16 protein-coding genes are annotated in these 18,516 nt (G+C 46.4%); 7 read left to right on the top strand and 9 right to left on the bottom strand.

Features of this window, described 5'->3' with window-relative positions; all coding sequences use genetic code 11:
- Positions 1 to 58: 58 nt before the first annotated feature.
- Positions 59 to 679: a TraX family protein gene (locus HP552_RS14480; protein ID WP_246310882.1), complete on the bottom strand. Its 621-nt coding sequence runs from the start codon at positions 677 to 679 to the stop codon at positions 59 to 61.
- A 58-nt stretch (positions 680 to 737) separates the two neighbouring features.
- The gene (locus HP552_RS14485) at positions 738 to 1,271 is read right to left on the bottom strand and encodes a GNAT family N-acetyltransferase (protein ID WP_175396138.1); all 534 of its coding nucleotides are present in this window, start codon (positions 1,269 to 1,271) and stop codon (positions 738 to 740) included.
- A 205-nt stretch (positions 1,272 to 1,476) separates the two neighbouring features.
- On the opposite strand from HP552_RS14485, the gene HP552_RS14490 reads away from it, so the two are divergent.
- Genes HP552_RS14490 through HP552_RS14505 form a run of 4 tightly spaced genes read left to right on the top strand, consistent with a single transcriptional unit; the run spans position 1,477 to position 5,457 of the window.
- Positions 1,477 to 2,925, top strand: coding sequence for a spore germination protein (locus HP552_RS14490; RefSeq protein ID WP_175396139.1), 1,449 nt, complete (start codon positions 1,477 to 1,479; stop codon positions 2,923 to 2,925).
- Between the two features lie 35 nt (positions 2,926 to 2,960).
- Positions 2,961 to 4,070 (top strand): Ger(x)C family spore germination protein, encoded by a 1,110-nt coding sequence (locus tag HP552_RS14495; RefSeq protein WP_175396140.1) that lies wholly within the window; start codon positions 2,961 to 2,963, stop codon positions 4,068 to 4,070.
- A gap of 46 nt (positions 4,071 to 4,116) precedes the next feature.
- Positions 4,117 to 4,323 (top strand): hypothetical protein, encoded by a 207-nt coding sequence (locus HP552_RS14500; RefSeq protein WP_175396141.1) that lies wholly within the window; start codon positions 4,117 to 4,119, stop codon positions 4,321 to 4,323.
- A gap of 15 nt (positions 4,324 to 4,338) precedes the next feature.
- The gene (locus tag HP552_RS14505; protein ID WP_175396142.1) at positions 4,339 to 5,457 is read left to right on the top strand and encodes a GerAB/ArcD/ProY family transporter; all 1,119 of its coding nucleotides are present in this window, start codon (positions 4,339 to 4,341) and stop codon (positions 5,455 to 5,457) included.
- Positions 5,458 to 5,466: 9 nt separating this feature from the next.
- Here the strand turns inward: HP552_RS14505 and fucU are convergent, their stop codons facing one another.
- Entirely contained in the window at positions 5,467 to 5,940 is a 474-nt protein-coding gene (gene fucU / locus HP552_RS14510) for an L-fucose mutarotase (RefSeq protein WP_175396143.1), read from the bottom strand.
- A gap of 255 nt (positions 5,941 to 6,195) precedes the next feature.
- On the opposite strand from fucU, the gene HP552_RS14515 reads away from it, so the two are divergent.
- Both HP552_RS14515 and HP552_RS14520 read left to right on the top strand, forming a co-directional pair.
- Positions 6,196 to 6,618 carry a MarR family winged helix-turn-helix transcriptional regulator gene (locus HP552_RS14515; RefSeq protein WP_175396144.1) on the top strand — a complete coding sequence of 141 codons (423 nt, stop codon included), beginning with the start codon at positions 6,196 to 6,198 and terminating at the stop codon, positions 6,616 to 6,618.
- Between the two features lie 32 nt (positions 6,619 to 6,650).
- Positions 6,651 to 7,952 carry an MFS transporter gene (locus HP552_RS14520; RefSeq protein WP_175396163.1) on the top strand — a complete coding sequence of 434 codons (1,302 nt, stop codon included), beginning with the start codon at positions 6,651 to 6,653 and terminating at the stop codon, positions 7,950 to 7,952.
- 98 nt (positions 7,953 to 8,050) lie between these two features.
- On the opposite strand, the gene bcbE is transcribed toward HP552_RS14520, so the two are convergent.
- The 4 genes from bcbE to yicI form a co-directional block, all read right to left on the bottom strand.
- Complete coding sequence (gene bcbE, locus HP552_RS14525; RefSeq protein ID WP_175396145.1) at positions 8,051 to 9,349, bottom strand: bacillibactin exporter BcbE; 1,299 nt, start codon at positions 9,347 to 9,349, stop codon at positions 8,051 to 8,053.
- A gap of 189 nt (positions 9,350 to 9,538) precedes the next feature.
- On the bottom strand, positions 9,539 to 12,469 hold the full coding sequence (locus HP552_RS14530) for a glycoside hydrolase family 3 C-terminal domain-containing protein (protein ID WP_175396146.1): 2,931 nt from the start codon (positions 12,467 to 12,469) through the stop codon (positions 9,539 to 9,541).
- Positions 12,470 to 12,484: 15 nt separating this feature from the next.
- The gene (locus tag HP552_RS14535) at positions 12,485 to 13,501 is read right to left on the bottom strand and encodes a phosphotransferase family protein (protein WP_175396147.1); all 1,017 of its coding nucleotides are present in this window, start codon (positions 13,499 to 13,501) and stop codon (positions 12,485 to 12,487) included.
- Positions 13,502 to 13,638: 137 nt separating this feature from the next.
- Positions 13,639 to 15,957, bottom strand: a complete 2,319-nt coding sequence (gene yicI / locus HP552_RS14540) for an alpha-xylosidase (RefSeq protein WP_175396148.1) — start codon at positions 15,955 to 15,957, stop codon at positions 13,639 to 13,641.
- A 172-nt stretch (positions 15,958 to 16,129) separates the two neighbouring features.
- Between yicI and HP552_RS14545 the strand changes: the two genes are divergently transcribed.
- Complete coding sequence (locus tag HP552_RS14545) at positions 16,130 to 17,044, top strand: AraC family transcriptional regulator (protein WP_175396149.1); 915 nt, start codon at positions 16,130 to 16,132, stop codon at positions 17,042 to 17,044.
- Between the two features lie 80 nt (positions 17,045 to 17,124).
- Here HP552_RS14545 and HP552_RS14550 read toward each other — a convergent pair whose 3' ends face one another.
- On the bottom strand, positions 17,125 to 18,042 hold the full coding sequence (locus HP552_RS14550) for a hypothetical protein (RefSeq protein ID WP_175396150.1): 918 nt from the start codon (positions 18,040 to 18,042) through the stop codon (positions 17,125 to 17,127).
- A 378-nt stretch (positions 18,043 to 18,420) separates the two neighbouring features.
- Positions 18,421 to 18,516, bottom strand: coding sequence for an IS3 family transposase (locus HP552_RS14555; RefSeq protein ID WP_376768939.1), 96 nt, complete (start codon positions 18,514 to 18,516; stop codon positions 18,421 to 18,423).

Consider the following 18,516-nt stretch of genomic DNA (forward strand, 5'->3'; position numbering starts at 1 on the left):
ACAAAAACAAACAAGCCACCTAGCCGTCATTTATGACCGTAAGGTGGCTTGCTTGTTTTTATGTCCAGCGAATAATAGCGATTACGGCAAGATGAGCCGGATAGAAATAGCGCCAGATCCACCTTGGTCCTTTCAAACGAAACCCTGCGCCGTAGTACTGGGCGATGGCAATGCCTAATGTAGCGATTACGCTGTACATTTGTACCGAGCTGCTGTAGAGCTGGATATAGAGAGCAGTCAACAATACATGTCCCAGCACCAGTACAGGTCCCCGGAAGTATCGGAATAACATGACCAACAGCAGCCCGTACATTCCGTAATCCATGGCGGTCATCTCCATGATAATCCCTGCCCCAATAACAATAGGGATACCCAATAAGCGGTTTGGAAGTTTATCCAGTGCCAGCAGAACCAGCAAAGATGTCCATAACGTCCATACTACGTTTAATGACATATGATTAAATGCCGCCATAAACGGTACTTGGGAAATTACTGCAATCCAGAATAAACGCCAAATGTATTTTTGGACGTTCCGTGTATGCTTATAGCCGATATACACTGCAAATGCATATATGGGAAATGCAATACGGCCAATGATTCTGAGTTCCTCTATCTGCGGATAAAAGACTGCTCCAATATGATCGATCAGCATGGTGATCATGGCTATCCACTGCATCATTTTGCGTTAATCCCTCCCTCACCTATTTCTGTTTCAAAGATTAGCTTTTCATCAATTCTCACAGATTAAGTTCATAATACAGGAAGTGTGTATCTTTCGCATATCCCTCTGATTCATATAATGCCTGTGCCTGTTTGTTGCTTATTGCGGTTGATAAGGTGATTCGAATTGCCCCAGTCTCTCTTGCCCAGTTCTGGGCGGCCTGCAGCAGCTTGCGAGCTATGCCTTGCTGACGGTACTCCGTATGTACAAAAAGATCATTAAGGACGTATATCGGACTCATGGACACCGAACTAAAACTGGGATATAGCTGAACAAAGCCAGCCAGAGGAGTTTGAATGCTTGAATCTGTATTTCCATGGCCCCATTCGTTGTGATGCGTATCGTCTGCCATTTCTCCTTGTTCCATTCCCTTAAAAGCTTCCTTTTCCGCTATCCAAATGACCGATTCGTTTCGTTCCAACCGTTCGCGTATGTATCTGGCGGCACCTTCTACATCGCTTGTCTGTTGATAAAACATGCGGTATTGATCAAGCAGCCTGCTGACATCCTCGATATCATCAAGGCGGGCACGTCTCATATTATATGTCATTCTGGCTATAGCTCCCTTCAGCTCATCTTCATTTCACATTTCTCCAATCATAAACGAACCCTTCCTGGATCCCCATACAACATCCGCATCAAAGTTTGCAATATATTCTACTCCTCGGAATTTTAGAATAATTCAGCCCACACGTCGCAGACTATAGACTTACTACCGGTCATATCCAAAGTTCGCAGATAAAGGAGTGCATCCCATGGATACGGAGACGATTCTCGAACAGCTCCAAACGCGTTTCATCGGCATTTCCGATATTGTCTATCAACCATTACAGCTAGGCCCTATGAATGGTGTGCTCATTTACATTCAATCCATCGTAGATACGGCCACTATACGGGAATCCATTATCAAACCACTGCTGGAGAAGGTATCCCAGAACGAAGTCGAACCTCTCTTTTTATCGCGCGTCATCAGCGGGGAGTTTTTCACGCTGGAATCGAAGCGATCCGATTCACTGGAACAGTTGGTAGACGATATTGTTTCCGGCAGCGCAGCACTATATCTGGAAGGCTTGTCCGGCATGCTTTTGTTTTCCGTTCAAAATTATCAGAAGCGCTCTGTCCCGGAATCGACCAATGAGGTTGTTGTTGTTGGACCTCAGGAAGCCTTTATTGAGGATATTCATGTGAACATGTCACTTTTGCGGCACAAGATCAAGCATCCTGACTTTAAAATGATCAAGTTCACGATCGGCAAATATACCAAGACTGAAGTTTTTGTAGTCTATATCCAGGGATTGTGCAAACCTGACATCCTGGAAAATGTGTTGAGCAGTCTTGGCGAAATCGATATGGATAGCAGTTTGGGTGTAAGCTATTTATCCGAGTTTTTGGAAGAACACCCATTGTCGCCTTTTCCCCAATACCAATATACCGAGAGACCAGATACCGTGGCCGCTGCCTTGGTAGAGGGACGTATCGGCGTCATGCAGAACGGGACACCCTTTTCGCTGCTGATTCCCGTAACTTTCTTTTCATTGATGCAATCTTCAGAGGACTATTACCAGCGGTTTCATTCTGCATCTTTTATCCGCATGATCCGGCTGCTATTTTCTTTTATTGCCCTTTTGCTGCCTTCCATTTACGTTGCGGTCACGACCTTCCACCCGGAAATCATTCCAACCAATCTGCTCATTACCATTGCGGCAGCAAGGGAGAACATTCCTTTTCCGGCATTAATCGAAGCGATTATCATGGAGATTACCTTTGAAGGATTACGCGAGGCAGGAATACGTATCCCCAAACCTTTGGGACAAACGGTATCCATAATCGGAGGAATTGTCATTGGGCAAGCAGCAGTGCAGGCTGGTATCGTATCCGCTCCACTCGTCATCGTGGTGTCCATTACAGGTATTGCCGCTTTTATTATCCCGCATTTTGAACTGGGCCTGGCTTTTCGGCTGCTGCGTTTTCCGATTCTGTTGATGGGAGGAACGTTAGGATTGTTCGGCGTGGTGATCTCCATCTATCTGATTTACTGGTATATGGTAAACCTTCGTTCCTTTGGTGTTCCTTACATGCAGCCATTCGCTCCACTGGTGCTTCGTGACTTCAAGGACACGTTTATTCGGGTGCCATGGTTTCGGATGAAGAAAAGAACCAAAGCTTATGCTGCGGATAATGAAACGAGGCAAGACACGCCATGAAGCTCTTCAATCTGTTACAAAAAGGTGGACTCATATTGATCAGCTTACTCCTGTGCAGTGGATGCTGGTCCAAGGTGGAGATCAATGAGCGGACTTTTATTACAGCCATGTACATTGACAAAGCGGATACACCGGGAGAAATCGAGTTAACACTCAGCATGCCTCTCCCCAATCGGCTTGCTCCTGAGGGTGGTGGATCGGGCAAGGACCCTTATGCCGTCGTCTCTGCCACCGCACCAACGATAGCTGATGCATTGGAGAAAATTCAAACCGATCTTACACGTAAAATCTCTTGGGGACATACACGAGTTGTTGTCTTTGGAGACGCATACGCAAGAGAAGGAATTCAGGATACGCTGGCATGGATCGCGCGGGAACCTTTGTTTCACCTCAGCAGCTACATCATGGTTGCCAACGGCAAGGCCAAAAATGTCTCTGATCTTACGCCGGTATTCGAAGAAACACCGAGTGACGTGCTCCGTGAATTTTCCACAGAAGAGAATCTGCTGAAGACCCAGGTGCTCAATATCTTTGCCGCTGATAAGATGAATCAGGGTTTTGCCTCATCCATGCTGACAGCCCAAGAACGCCACATGGTTAGCGAGGATGGGGAATTAAAAAAGTGGGTCAGCCAAACCGGCGCCGCCTTATTCAAACAAATGAAAATGGTTGGCACGCTTACTGACGAGGAGGCCCGGGCCGTTGCCTGGGCAGAACGCAGTCTGGATTCCATGACCATATCCGTTCGAACCAAAAAAGAAAAAGCAAGCATGACGCTCTATGATATGCAGTCGGATATACGTGTTCGCATGGAACGAGGGGAGCCGGTCTTTGACATTAAGCTGATCGGAAAAGCGGAGTTGAATTCGGTCATCCCCGTACTCAAAGCGAAGGATATCGTGGCCGTCAGGGAGATCGAACAGGCAGCCAGTGAAAAGGTGAGCACCCACCTAACGAGTGCAATCAGGACAGGCCAACACAAAGGTGCAGATATCTTGAGACTCGGCTATCGACTGGAATGGAGGTATCCAAAAACCTGGAAAAAGCTTCGTCCTCAGTGGATAAACTATGTGAAGAACGACTTGCAATTCCATGTTAACACGGATATCAACATTCAATTCGTGGGGTCTGAATCCAGCTTTTAATGGATTCCAAAGTTTGTTTGCCAACCAACCACACAGGAGGAATCGCATGATAGCCGTACTGTTGTTTGCGGGACTGTACTTAATGGACTGGTCCTCTATTCGCTCCAGCAAAAAAACGATCAAGCGGGTTTACTTTGTCTTACTGCTCTTCTATCTTGTATGGAATACACTTGCGGTGAGCTGGTCTGGATGGCCTGATCCCAATGATATGATCCAATTCGTCTTCGGCTGGGCTGATCGGATCACCCAATAAGGAAAGGGGATAACCATGAACCACCTGACTGCCGGACAAGCATATCGTTTCATGTTTGTGTACTTGTACTCGGAACCTGTTGCCTTTCTATTACAGCGATTATTCAAAATGAGCGGGTATCAAGGCTGGCTGTCCACCATCGGTGGATTTATGATAAGCCTGCTCTTTCTTCTTTTCACATACAAACTCGGCTCATTGCACCCGGACAAACCTTGGCTTTCCTATGGGGAAAAGATCGTTGGCAAATATGTGCATCGATTTTACATCGGAATGATTGTCCTGCTGTGTATCTATCTGTTGTCGATCGATGTAGAAAATTTCATCATTTTTCTGCAGTCTATGTATCTTCCCGAAACCCCCATATGGTTAACAGCAGCGATAACCATATTGTGCATCTGTCTGTCTGCTCGGTCAGGATTAATCACCATTGTGTTTATGTCTGAAGGTATTTTTGTGGTACAACTGATCACTTCTACCCTTCTTGTACCAACTGTAGGTGGCGGAGGCAATCCGGGAATCCTGACTTCCATGCTGACCCATCATGATCTGTCCGAACTCGTATTCGGCTCACTTTCGACCATGCCCTGGTTCTCGGAGTGGATGATGTTTCTATTCCTTGCTCCTGCTGTTGTTTTCAGGCGTCCTATGCTGAAGAGTATGGTTCTAGCCGGAGGTACAGTTGTTGTGTTCATTCTTATGTTTTGGATATTTACGATCATGAACTTTGGCCCTTATGTGGCGGCAAGTTTGCGTTATCCCTTGCTTGAGATGATACGTTTCGCCAGATATGGCGACTTTCTGGATAACCTCGACCCTGTATTGATTGCCATCTGGTCTACGACCATGTTCACCAGAAGCTCATTTCTCTTATATGTAGCTTCCGTGTCTCTTTCCAAACTCAGCGGGATTAAACAGCAGAAATCCGTTGTTTATCTGCTTGGCGGAACAGCGGCAGCCATCGTACTTCAATATGCAAAAGACGCTGCTTCCTATGAGCTGGCTATCCGTTCCTATGCGGTACCCGTGTATACCTTAGTTATTGAATCCATGCCGATCGTTTATGTGGTGATCCATTGGCTGCGTGCTCGAAAAAGCAAAAAGGCGAACAGAGCATCAGCTGCTCCGTCGCCATGATTTTGAATTTCACTTTAGTTCAACTTGTTGATTTTGCGGATAAGGATCAGTGTCCGGGAAAATGACCCCTTTTTTCAGAATCAGATTGGCATACTGCGCACGCTCACCGGTAGCAACGATCGCATAAGCGCGGGAGGCCCTCTCATAGAACGAGAATCGTTCTATCTGGTCAAACGCGTCCGTGATGCCTTCATGCTCGAGGATCAACCTGCGGTAATCTTCCCAGATGAGCGGCACGACCTGATCTCCCTCAACAACCTGCATCACGGCTGCTGGCCGCTCTGCATAAGTATCCAACGGGTACAAACTCAAAATGGCCTCCAATAACTCTACAGTTCCCAGAGCGTCACAACGAATGAGATGCCGAGCATGGCTGGCTGCGGGGAAATTGCCGTCAGCCAGGACCAATTCGTCCCCATGGCCCATTTCGGACATAATTTTAAGCAGTTCTGGAGAAATTATTGCAGGAATGTTTTTCAGCATACGCAGCTCTCCTCGTTAGCTCCACATCGACTGGAGCAGAATGGTCTTCAGCATTCCCTCTAACGATATCCTTTACTTTCCAACTAATCTAGTTCATTTCCATTCTATCAGCATTTTCTAACTTTCGCACAAATCGTTATGGAAGAGCCCGATATCCAAATCTCTTTGACAAAATTGCTTGCATCACATATAGTTGTTATAACAACTAATTAAATTGAAGATGATTCATACAGGAAAGTGAGGACTTACGTTCGTATGGAATATTCGCTGGAGCAATCTGTCGGATTTATGCTGGGCTTTACACATCGCAAAGCCGCTGCTTTACTTGCGACCCGTTTTAAACCCTACGATATTACAACAGAGCAATTCTCCGTTCTATTCAATATCGGTAAGGGAGAAGGCGTGAATCAGAAAGAAGTTGCCAATCGCGTTCTCAAGGATCAACCTACAACTGCACGCATCATTGATCTGCTCGAGAAAAAGGGATGGGTTGAACGCCGGACCAGTGAACAGGATCGAAGAGCCTACCTCCTCTATCTGACGACTGAAGGTAAAGCTTTGATCGAGAAACTGGTTCCCATTGAAAGAGAAATGAATAAAGAACTTGCTGAAGGTATACCCGAAGACCAGATGGAAGCATTTAAACATACTCTTTCCCTCATCAATCGCAACTTGTAAATAAATGAACATCTCAGGGGGAATGAATGAATATGAAAGACCAATCTACACAGGTTAAACTTTGGACCACTGATTTTATTTTGCTTATGCTTTGTAACTTCCTGCTTTTCCTGCAGCTGCATATGATTGTTTCTCCACTTCCTTCCTACGTACAGGAACGTTTCCACGCCAATGCGTTTGAAGTCAGCCTATTCACTTGTCTGTTTGCACTTAGTGCAATTGCAGCACGATTGTACTCAGCCAAGGCGCTTGAGAAGGGGCTTCGCAATGCCATGATCTACATTGGCCTGTCTGTAGCCCTACTGGCTACACTCGGGTATTATTTTGCTGCTGGCATAGCTGTCCTCTTGTTGCTGCGCATGATGTTTGGTGTCGGTTTCGGGATGAGCAGCACGGCTTTCCCAACGATGGCTTCCGACATTATTCCGGTTAAGCGAATGGGAGAAGGGATGGGCTATTTCGGGTTGTCCACCAGCCTTGCCATGTCCATGGGACCCATTATCGGGGTCACGTTGCTGCAGGGTTCAGGATTCATAACACTCATGCTGTGTACAGCTGGCGTGATCGTCGTCATTTATCCACTCAGTTATTCGTTAACACGTAAGAAAACAGCACGTTCACATGATGGTTCCGCTCAAACTTCAACAGGGCCCGTAGCGAATGTTTCCGGGACTCGGGAGAAAATCCCTTTTAATCGCAAATTGATCCTGCCCAGTCTGCTGAATTGTTTGTTATCCATTACCTATGGCGGCCTTGTCGGATTCATTGTGTTATATGGCAAAGAGGCCAACCTGGCCAACCCTGCTTTATTTTTCCTGTTTAATGCCCTAGCTGTACTGCTTGTAAGGCCGTTTGCCGGTAGATTGTACGACAGCAAGGGACCCAAGGCCCTGCTTATTCCTGGAGCCATTTTCGTTGCTGTCGGGCTGTTTATCCTCTCTTTTGCAACGTCCATGCCGATTTTATTTGTAGCAGCATTTATATACGGCATTGGATATGGTTCCATGCAATCTTCACTGCAGACCTGGATGATTCAGATTGTCGCTCCAACCCAGCGCGGGATGGCGAACGGTATGTTCTTGAATACACTGGATTTGGGAATTGCTATGGGAGCTTTGCTGCTTGGTGCTATCGCCTCCATGACGAGCTACACGGATATGTACCGGTATTCCGTCATATTTATGATAGTGTTCTTGCTGATCTATCTTATTCAAGGTAAACGAAGTGGGACTTTCGCCGTTTCCGTTCATCCGCTGCTTGCCCATACGCATATATCTGCTAAAGATACAGAATCAATGGAACAAACTTCAGACAAATCAATTGAGAAGAAATAAAGCAACCGATTCATCACAATACAAAAAAACGCGTTTGCCTGTTGAGAATTTTTGTCTCATAAGCAAGCGCGTTTTTCATTATATTGTTCGCTGTTCAATTAGAATGGACTCTTCTTCCTTCTGATCGGTACCCGTCTAAGTTCTCGATTCCCATCAGGATTTTGCTCCTTATTGCCGTGAGTATTTCCTGAGGTTGGCTGATCCTCTTTACCGGGCTTAACTGCCAGCAACGTAAGCAGACCACCTACCGCTCCAGAAGCTGCAAGCACAACAAAAAGAATAAAATGCGAGGTGCCAATCAAAAGAGATACAACAGGTGGTCCCAAAGAGACTCCAATAAAACGCATGCTGCTGAATAAAGCTGTAATTGTACCACGCTGCTCTTTGTCAACGCCTTCAGTAATTAGTGCATCAAGACATGGCAGCGTGGCACCAATTCCTGCACTTCCAAGGGTAAATAATCCTACCACCAGATAGATGTTATCCCACAGCCCCATGATGATCAGGGATGCTGTCAAAACCACAAGTCCTGCAAAACCTACCCACTTCATGCGCACCTTGTTTTTACCGATCCACTTCCCTGCCAAAAAAGACGACAAGCATAAGGCCGCCAGCGGGATTGCAAGAACAAGCCCTTTAAGAACACCTTTCAGCCTGAACTCAGACTCCAATGTCTCTGACAAATAAAACAGCACGCCAAAAATAACAAACATGCAAATTCCACCAATGGCAAACAGTGCATAAAGCCAGCGTCCTTTTTCTTTGAGCACTTTCCGAACTGAAGAAACAAACTCGGAAAATGTAGGTGGTTTTTCCTTTTTCTTAGGCGTTTTCACAAGGAAAATGACGAGGACAAGTGAAAGCAAGCAGAGCACCGGTATTGCCATAAATGGCAAGTACCAGAGCCACACAGCGAGAGCTGCTCCCAAAATGGGACTTAATACTTTACCGAACGTATTCGACGTTTCGATAATACCCAGGCTCTTGCTGACCTCCTTCTCGTCATCAAACATGTCGCCTACGAGTGGAATTACGATGGGGAAGGCTCCTGCTGCCCCTATCCCTTGCAGTAACCTCCCACCGAGAATGGTCCAGTATGCCGTGCTTCCGTCCAGCATTAACGCTGCTCCACCTGCAACTGCGCCCCCAGCTGCGGCGATGATAAGGCTAGGTATGATGACCACCTTTCGTCCAAATCGATCCGATAAATACCCCGCAATCGGAATAAGCAGTATGGCCACAACGGCGTAGACCGTAATAAGCATGCTTACTTTGAATGAGGAGACTTTCAGTTCTCGTTCAATCTGCGGAAGGATCGGAATTAACATGGAGTTGCCCAAGGTCATAATCACCGGGATGGAAGCGAGTGCGACGAGGTCCCACTTTTTATCTTTCATACCTTAACCACCTTTACAAGATCGGAAAACAACACTGTTATTGTGGTTTGTTCGTCAAATGATTATACGGGATATGTAAAAAAGTTCAGTTCCGCGCATGAAAAAACCGTTCCATGATGAAGGAATCAGGAACGGCCTTTTGCTTAGCCACTTGTAATGTTGAAATTATGTGCTACTGCGCCTTAATGGCTAACATTTTAAACTAAATTGCTGTATGGCTGCGCCACCCTTGAACACAATATATAACTGATCCATACCCCGCTCAGGTTGTTGGAGCGAACATTCTACAGTCGTCCATTGGATGTCCGAGTCAGCTTGGTCCGAGGTGGAATCAGCGACGCCAGCAGGCACAGAACAGAGGCCAAGCAGCGGTCCATCCGGGCTTTCAGAACGAATCTGCAGTTCACCATCTTCACCGAAAGCAGCTACCCGTGCCTCAAATGTATGAGCTCCTTGTGTCCCATTGTTCAGGAAACCAATCCAGGATGACTGCCCCTCCTTATACAGCGGCTCTCCAGGAACAATGGCCCGAACTGCAGATCGTCCTTCCAGGCATTCATCCAGAAGCACACCTGCATGCTTATCGTAATTCTCTGCAAAGGTTGGCATGTCTAGCTTGCGAGCAGGTATAACTTCTCCTTCAACATGAAACTCAGCTGTCTGGCGGATGTCCGCCGAGGAGCGTCCAGCCATAATGGACCAAACTGCCGTTTCCACGCAATACCGGTCACGCGTGACGTCCCAGAAGGATAGCTTTTGTATAGGGATTTCAAAAGAAACCGTCTTGGCCGCACCGGACGCAAGATGAATGCGCTGAAAGCCAATTAATTGTTTTAGAGGCCGTTTCACTCGGGACGTTTGTGGGTGTCCGTAGAGCTGCACGACTTCATCGCTCGCATATTCTCCTGTATTTCGGACCTGTACTTCAACCTTCAACACATCATCTCCGCTTAGTCCGGATATTTGCTGAACGCTAATGTTTTCATACTCAAATTCAGAATAAGTCAATCCATGACCAAAAGGATACAAAACCGAACCCTCATGGTACATATAAGTTGTACCGTTGTTGATAATATCGTAATCCATGATATCAGGAAGCTGAGACTCATCCTCATACCATGTCATGTTCAGTCTGCCTGCCGGAGCATATGCACCAAGCAGCACATCGGCAACCGCATTTCCGAGTTCTTGGCCTGCGTGGGTTAAATATACAATGGCTGGAGCTATGTCTTTTAACTCCTGCAATGCAAACGGATAACTGCCGACAATAACTACGACGGTATTTGGGTTAACCTTGCACACCTCTTTTACCAGACGGACCTGCTCTTGCGGAAGTGTTAAACCTGGCCGATCTATTTCTTCCTTGCCATTAATGTAAGGACTATTACCAACGACAACAACAGACAGATCACTTGCCCGGGCAGCATCTATTGCTCGCTCAACACCGCTGGTTACAATGTGTTTCACCAACGACACCGGCTCTTTGGGCGCAATTACTGAGCTGCTTGCTTTTGAGGAATCTGCTCCTTCCTCTTCTTGCTGAACAACTGGTGTCAAAACAAGTTTGCCCTGGTGTTCGGCTAGGCCCAATGGAATTCCATTCCACGATCGCAATATGCTGCTGTCATCCATCTGAGGATCAAATTGCACAATTTCCTTCACGAACCATCCACCGATCTCCGGTGCACTCGCCTGATATGTGCCTTCTTCAGTTAACGTAACATAACGATTATTCTTCACACTTCGTAATGTATGGCTGCCCCAGCCCCAATCCTGATGTATGAATTCGGCCATCTGCGCACTGCCTTCCGGAACAGCAACAAGTGTTCCTTCAGCTTCGAGAGTTAATACCTGTCCTTCCGTAGTCTTGAAGCTGACACGATCATTCCCGTCTTCATAAAGGACCTCTGCATCAGTCAATCGACTCCGCAGACCATCCAGCGCCGTTACCCGGTATGGCAGTGTGCCGCTATACCAATCGGTATATACTGCATCTGCAAGAGGCCCAATTACACTGACCTTGCGAAGCGCATCAGATTTAATTGGAAGCAAACCTTCATTTTTTAGCAATACGATGGACTCCGTCGCAGCTCGATAACTTAATTTGGCATGCTCCGGCGCGCACAGAACAGACTCCGGTATGGACGCATAGGGGTTAAGGCCTGTCCGATCCAGTTGTCCAAGACGCATGCGAACACCAAAAATATTGCGAATGGCCCGGTCCAGATCCTCCTCCTTCAGTAAATCACGTTCGAGAGCCTCTTGTAATGCGGAGACTACCAAATCCACTTCATCTGTGAGGCAATCCACGCCTGCTTTTAAGGCACCTGCTGCAGATTCGGCATGCGTCGCATGATATCCATGATAATTTACAGTCTGGGACAGATCTCCTCCGTCACAGACGATAAAACCTGGCATAGCCCATTCACCCTTAACCACATCGTTCACATAAGGGCTCTCAATCGCTGGAGTACCGTTAATGGAGTTGTACGCTGTCATCATGGATAAGGCTCCGCCCTCAACAAAAGGTGTCTCGAATGCCTTTAGGTAATATTCACGCAAATTCCGCGGATCAATGCTGGAAGAACAGTTGAGCCGATCTTTTTCATTATTGTTGGCAAAAAAGTGCTTCAACGTAGCGACCATTTTCAGATAAAATGAATGATTGCCCTGCATGCCTTGGACGAGAGCTGCTGACATCTCCCCTGTCAGTACGGGGTCTTCACCATACCCTTCTTCGGTTCTGCCCCAACGTGGATCACGCTCCAAATCGACGGTTGGCGCCCACAAGGTTAATCCATGACGCTCAGGTTCACGATGGTGGTAGGCTCTAGCCTCATCCCCAATGACTGAACCAATCTCACGCATGAGTGCCTTATTCCAAGTACTGGAGAGTCCGAGCGGCTGCGGAAATACCGTCGCCTCTCCTTTCCAGGCCACCCCGTGAGCAGCCTCGCCTCCAACGTTGTATGCAGGAATCCCCAGCCGCGGGACTGCTGCTTCGCGTGTAGGAATCAGGCTGATCTTCTCTTCTATCGTCAACCGTGAAATTAAGTCATTCAATCTTTTTTCCAGCGGCAATGCTGCATCCCACATTGGGTATTGTTCATATTCCTTCATACTTATTCCTCCCGATTATTGGTATGGTTCAAGCATTATCTTCCATTGCTCCATAAGATCCAGCGTGCGCTGACGAAATCTCTGCCCATCCTGAGGCTGATCGACCTGATATTCGTGGACATACGCATTAAAGTAAGAGGACAAGATTCGATAGGCAAGCCGGCGTGCGAGTCCCTGATCAGACATGTCCAGAGGTTGTCCATATCCCTCATGGAATGCTGGTGGTGCTGTGGACAGGATGGCTTCAAACTCCCTATCGGCAAACATGGACCGATCCCCATCAATGATGGCGGCAATGCTCAAGGTATCATTTTCCCCATGAATCAATACGTTTGCTTCCCACAGATCATTATGGACAAGTACAGGAACGGTCACTTGGTCGAATAATTCGCGATGATTCCGGAACATGTTCGTAATCTGTTCACCAACGCCTGGCATATACCCTACCCGTGCCGCTTTGGATGCCGTTTCTTGTGCAAAAGCAATTAACACCTCGGACCAGCGATCTGATCCCTTCATCGTACCGTCACCTTGCGGCCAGCCGAAGGAGGTCCCCTCAATTTGGTGCATGGCAGCGGTATACTCACCCAGTTGACGATAAAGCCTCTCTTTCTCGGACAATGAGATCGACGAATGATCCAGCTGCCTGCTCGGAATAAACTCCATAAACATGTACGTTCTCGGAATGACCGAACCACTGTCATCACATACAATGACGTTTGGAGCAGGAATTCCTGCCTTTTGATATTTCTCATAAACCACAGGCTCAGCTGCCATCATCGTCCGTTCAAAGGAGAATAATGGATCATCTGTATCCCCCATTAACGGGTCTGTCCCTTCAGGTGCCAGGCGCAAAATGACATCCGAATAATCTGCATGCTCCAGTTGAATCCGGTAAGTTGTATTAAAAAGTCCGCCTTGCAAAAGAGTGTGCCCCTTTATTTTGGTAGCGGTTCCAAAAGTATTCTCCACCAATAGATGTACCATCTCGGTTGTAATAGCCCGGTGTAGTCCGGTAAAAAGTGTGCTCAAGTTCTTTCATTCTCCTGTCTACTTCTGTCTCTCATCAATCATACTATGATTGACTCACTGTAACTACATTTACCTGCCTAAATTGGAGACAAACAGACGGCACCTTGCGGTACCGTCCTTTGAGTCATCCAATCAAATTAAAGTTGAATTGTAAGCGAGCTTGTGCCTGCTGCTGCAGTTACAACGATGCCCTGTTCACCAGCCGCCTGGGATCCACCCTCGACACTGGATACACTTTCTACACCGCGAAGTACCAGGTTCCATGGCTTGCCTGCACCCTCTGCACGTACCTCCAGAACAGATCCATTACGGGTTACGTTAACAACCAGTTCCTGCTCTGCCTGTTGGTTCACTACAACCGCTTGCGCAGTGTTACCATCAGCGAGCTCAAACAAGTGCAGGGAAACGTCATTTGCAAAATCATAATCCGGTTTGCTGTTGGTCGCACCCACTGCAATCAAACTGTTTGGTTTGATCATCATTGGCAATGTGCGGAAGTTGTGATTCTCACGTACAAAACGACCGCCTTGTACTTTATCACCTGTCAGGAAGTTAGTCCACGTCCCTTCAGGCAAGTAGTAAGTTACATCGCCTTCCTTATTGAAGATCGGTGCAACAAGAATCGAATCACCAAACATGTATTGAGTATCCAGGCTGTATGTTGCAGGATCTTCTGGGAAGTCCAGCACCATGGCACGCATCATCGGAATGCCTTTCACAGTCGATTCCTGAGCAGAATTGTAAAGGTATGGCATCAGGCTGTTTTTAAGTTTGGTGAAGTCACGAACAACGTCCACGGATTCCTCGTCGAAGAGCCAAGGCACACGATACGAAGTACTTCCGTGTAGACGGCTGTGAGAAGACAACAGACCGAATTGTACCCAGCGTTTGTAAACGTCAGGGGTTGCTGTATTTTCAAATCCGCTGATATCATGGCTCCAGAAGCCGAAGCCCGAAAGTCCAAGTGACAGACCGCCACGAAGCGATTCAGCCATGGATTCATAAGTAGAAGAGCAGTCTCCGCCCCAGTGAACCGGGAACTGTTGACCACCTGCTGTTGCCGAGCGTGCAAACAGGGCAGCTTCGTTCTTGCCAATCTTCTCTTCAAGCAATTCAAATACAGCTTTGTTATAAAGATGTGTATAGTAGTTGTGCATTTTAACCGGATCAGAGCCGTCGAAGTATACGACATCTGTTGGAATTCTTTCGCCGAAGTCCGTTTTGAATGAATCAACGCCTTGATCAAGAAGGACTTCCAGCTTGCTCTTATACCATTTCACGGCGTCCGGATTTGTGAAATCAACCAGAGCCATACCTGCTTGCCACATATCCCATTGCCATACGCTGCCATCAGCTGTTTTCACCAGATAACCGTTCTCCATACCTTCATCAAACAAGTAGGATTTTTCTGCAATATAAGGATTGATCCAAGCACAGATTTTAAGGCCTTTGTCTTTCAAACGGCGAATCATGCCTTCCGGATCCGGGAACATCGCTTCATCCCATACGAAATCAGACCATTGGTATTCCTTCATCCAGAAGCAGTCGAAATGGAATACGGAAAGCGGAAGATCACGTTCAGCCATGCCATCTACGAAATGGTTAACTGTTGCTTCATCATAATCTGTTGTGAATGATGTTGTCAGCCACAGACCAAACGTCCATGCCGGTGGAAGTGCTGGTTTACCTGTTAATTTCGTATAATTATCAAGTACATCCTTTGGATTGTCACCGCCGATAATGAAGTATTCCAAAGTCTCTCCTTCTACGCTGAACTGCACTTTGGAAACATTCTCAGATGCAATTTCATACGATACGCGTTCAGGATGGTTTACAAATACGCCATATCCTTTGCTGGACAAATAGAAAGGAATATTCTTATATGATTGTTCGCTGCTTGTACCGCCGTCTTCATTCCAAGTGTCAACCACTTGGCCATTCTTAACAAACGGCGTGAAGCGCTCGCCGAGACCGTATACATATTCACCAACGCCCAGATCAAGCTGCTCGCGGAAGTACGCTTCTTTACTAGGGCCTGTAATATATCCAGCCGCTCTTTGGCCGCTGCCTGTAATCCGTTTTCCTCCATACAGGAAGTTGACGTCCCAGCCCTTTGTTTTGTCGATTTGAACTTCCAGATTGCCGCTTTTCAAAACAGCACCTTGTTCATCTTGCGAGATGTCAACATTCACATCTTGGTGGTTGAGTTCAAATTCAGGTCCTTTTTTCACTCTTCCTTTATGGTGGTTCAAGGTTACACGAATAACGTTAGGCATAGGTGAGCTGTACGTTGCTTTAAGCAATGTACCGTTCAAAGTGTCGCCCTTGGTGCGAATATATTTAGTTGCCGCATATACGGTCAAAGAATCGCCTTTTTGCACAATATCACGAATGTCAGTCGGGTTTTGAATTTGGTATCCTTCACGAGTCATCCAGAATCCATCAGTAAATTTCATGTTTTCTTTCCCCCTTCGGTTATACTATAATAATATTGATATTAATCATGGTTTTCTTCTGATATTTTGACCAAATATATCACGATTTTGATATTTTCTCTCCGATTCTTAAATGAGATCACCAATCTATGGAAACGATTACATTAATAATGATACCAAAGGAGACACTTCTATGGAACGTGAACGATTACGCGAAGACCGAATTCACGGCAATGCGATGTATCCTGTCAGCGTTTACCCGGATATCGAACAGCTAAATGGAGACAGCATTCTGGATTGCCACTGGCATGATGAGATGGAATTCACCATGGTGACCCAGGGAAGCGCAGTGTTCCAGATTGACATGAATACGGTTGAGGTTAAAGCCGGGGAAGCGATATTTATTAACCGCGGCGAAATACATGCAGGCTATTTAAAAGGTGATGTTCCCTGCGTTTTTTCGTCCATTGTGTTCAGCCCGGAACTGCTGGGCAGCCGGACCTTTGATGCCGTGCAGGAGAAATTTATAGGTCCGCTCGTTCACAAGAAACTCATTCCTCCTTTTCATATGAAGCCCGAGGATGAATGGGGGCAGGAAATCCTATTGCACCTTAAACGGATTTTTGCGGATCACGCCGCTGGTTCAGAGACCTGTGAAATGACAACAAAAGCCTGCCTGTACCTCATCTTTGCCCGAATGTTTGATCATATGCGTCCTGCCCAACTCAAAGGAACCGTCCCGACTGGCAGCCATGACAAGGTGGAGCGTCTCAAATCCGTGCTTGGTTACATCCATAAACGCTACCCCGAGCCCCTGAAGCTGAAGGAGCTTGCGGATGAGGCCAATATGAGTGAAGGGCACTTCTGCCGGTTTTTCAAGCAAATGGTGCAAAAAAGTCCTGTCGACTATATTAACTACTACCGTGTGCAGCAGGCCTGTTACCAGCTTGAGAACACCGATCATAAAATTGTGGATATCGCCATGGATGTCGGGTTCGAACACCTAAGCTATTTCATCACAACGTTCAAAAAACACAAAAACACTACTCCTTCACAATATCGGAAAATGTTTTATGAAAAAGTGGCGATGGAGCCGGCCCTTATATAAAGGAAAGAAGGTGCTGACAGCGGATAACTGTACAGCACCTTCTTAAATTTTACGGCATGCAGCCCTTGATTCAGTTTAGATTATCTCAACGTTTTCCATGAAGAGTATTCATGTATAGAGAAGCCGTTGAATGCAGAGTGCTCTCCGGCCAATTTCTCCACCAGCTTAAGCTGAGACTCCATATATGCCGACCCTTCTTCATAAAACGTAATGAAGTTCCCTTCCTTACTCTGTTTTGTCTCCACGGCAATGGATATCGATTTGCCCAGCAGGGATGCTTCAGCAAGCTCGTCTTTCGCCACATTATAGATCGCAGCGGCTGTATCCCGGTAAGCCATAATCGTAATGGAATCAAACTTGCGGATCATCCAGCTGCTCACAGCCATCGTTGAACCCGGGATTTTGTAGTTATCCAGCCAGAACGGCAGATCTGCAGCTACGGGCATATTCATCAGTGCTGCACGGTCAACGATATATTGAACATTCCCCTGCCACTGTGTTATTACACTTGCCTGATTGGTTTTCCACTCCGGATGAACATGTGGTTCAATATCGAGGTGAATCCCTGCAAATTTCTCGTTAGGTTCTACCTGATTCTGATAAGCTTCAATCCAGTCGAGGAAACTTGCAATTTGCTCTCTGCTTTCGGTTAGTCCCCAAGACGCCCTTCCATCCATTACATCGACAGCGATATTATAAGCTCTGGCCTTGCGAATGAAGTCCGTATAGTATGGAATCTTTACATCCCGATTGATCTGCAAATAGATCGTGTTGATGTTGTGTTCCACGGCAAATTTCAGAAGCTCCTGCGGATTGCTCTCAATCTGAGTGGTATCCCATACCCAAGTGGCTCTAATTGGTCCTTCCACGTTCCCATGAATGGATTCATAACTTTCTACAGAACCCTGTGCAATGGTTTTTGATGAGAACGTAACACCTGCGATCAGGACCAAACAACTGATGATTTTAATAAAGTGCAATCCCCGCTTGCTTTGCATATTTGTACACTCCCCTTGTGTTTTACCGCTCCCTCGTCGAATTCTGGAAGAAAATCTACAGTTTTCTATTCATTTTATGAATCAGATGAACAATTCGTTTATGCATATTGCTTTCATATGCAACATCATCTTCTGGACTCACGACGAAAGGATCATATAAGATTATTTCGGGTATTCACACTTCTGTATTCATAGTTCTAAAGTCTTAATTATTAATTTTTTTTTAATCATTCCGATCTTTCCCCAAGACTTCTGTCGTTATTGCCATATGAAAATGAACAACAGAAGGCCTAGGAAGCGTTTTCTCAAGGAAAAGCAAAAAAAGCCGCCTCGATGGTCATAACCCTGTCAAGTAGACAGTACAAAAAAAGACAAGATTTAAGCTGCGGCCGTTTCCCGGTATTCTACCGGGGAACGGTCGTTTAGTTTTTTCTGAAATCGGTTTTGGTTGTAAAACAATATGTATTCTCTCAC

The organism is Paenibacillus xylanilyticus (assembly GCF_013359935.1).
In the GTDB taxonomy this organism is placed as follows: Bacteria; Bacillota; Bacilli; order Paenibacillales; family Paenibacillaceae; genus Paenibacillus; species Paenibacillus xylanilyticus.

What these genes read in the sequence shown, in the direction of transcription:
- HP552_RS14505 (WP_175396142.1), top strand. Translation starts at nt 4,339, where the DNA reads ATGAACCACCTGACTGCCGGACAAGCATATCGTTTCATGTTTGTGTAC.
- HP552_RS14550 (WP_175396150.1), bottom strand. Translation starts at nt 18,042, where the DNA reads ATGCAAAGCAAGCGGGGATTGCACTTTATTAAAATCATCAGTTGTTTG.
- HP552_RS14490 (WP_175396139.1), top strand. Translation starts at nt 1,477, where the DNA reads ATGGATACGGAGACGATTCTCGAACAGCTCCAAACGCGTTTCATCGGC.
- bcbE (WP_175396145.1), bottom strand. Translation starts at nt 9,349, where the DNA reads ATGAAAGATAAAAAGTGGGACCTCGTCGCACTCGCTTCCATCCCGGTG.
- HP552_RS14500 (WP_175396141.1), top strand. Translation starts at nt 4,117, where the DNA reads ATGATAGCCGTACTGTTGTTTGCGGGACTGTACTTAATGGACTGGTCC.
- HP552_RS14515 (WP_175396144.1), top strand. Translation starts at nt 6,196, where the DNA reads ATGGAATATTCGCTGGAGCAATCTGTCGGATTTATGCTGGGCTTTACA.
- HP552_RS14530 (WP_175396146.1), bottom strand. Translation starts at nt 12,469, where the DNA reads ATGAAGGAATATGAACAATACCCAATGTGGGATGCAGCATTGCCGCTG.
- HP552_RS14485 (WP_175396138.1), bottom strand. Translation starts at nt 1,271, where the DNA reads ATGACATATAATATGAGACGTGCCCGCCTTGATGATATCGAGGATGTC.
- yicI (WP_175396148.1), bottom strand. Translation starts at nt 15,957, where the DNA reads ATGAAATTTACTGATGGATTCTGGATGACTCGTGAAGGATACCAAATT.
- HP552_RS14480 (WP_246310882.1), bottom strand. Translation starts at nt 679, where the DNA reads ATGATGCAGTGGATAGCCATGATCACCATGCTGATCGATCATATTGGA.
- fucU (WP_175396143.1), bottom strand. Translation starts at nt 5,940, where the DNA reads ATGCTGAAAAACATTCCTGCAATAATTTCTCCAGAACTGCTTAAAATT.
- HP552_RS14520 (WP_175396163.1), top strand. Translation starts at nt 6,651, where the DNA reads ATGAAAGACCAATCTACACAGGTTAAACTTTGGACCACTGATTTTATT.
- HP552_RS14545 (WP_175396149.1), top strand. Translation starts at nt 16,130, where the DNA reads ATGGAACGTGAACGATTACGCGAAGACCGAATTCACGGCAATGCGATG.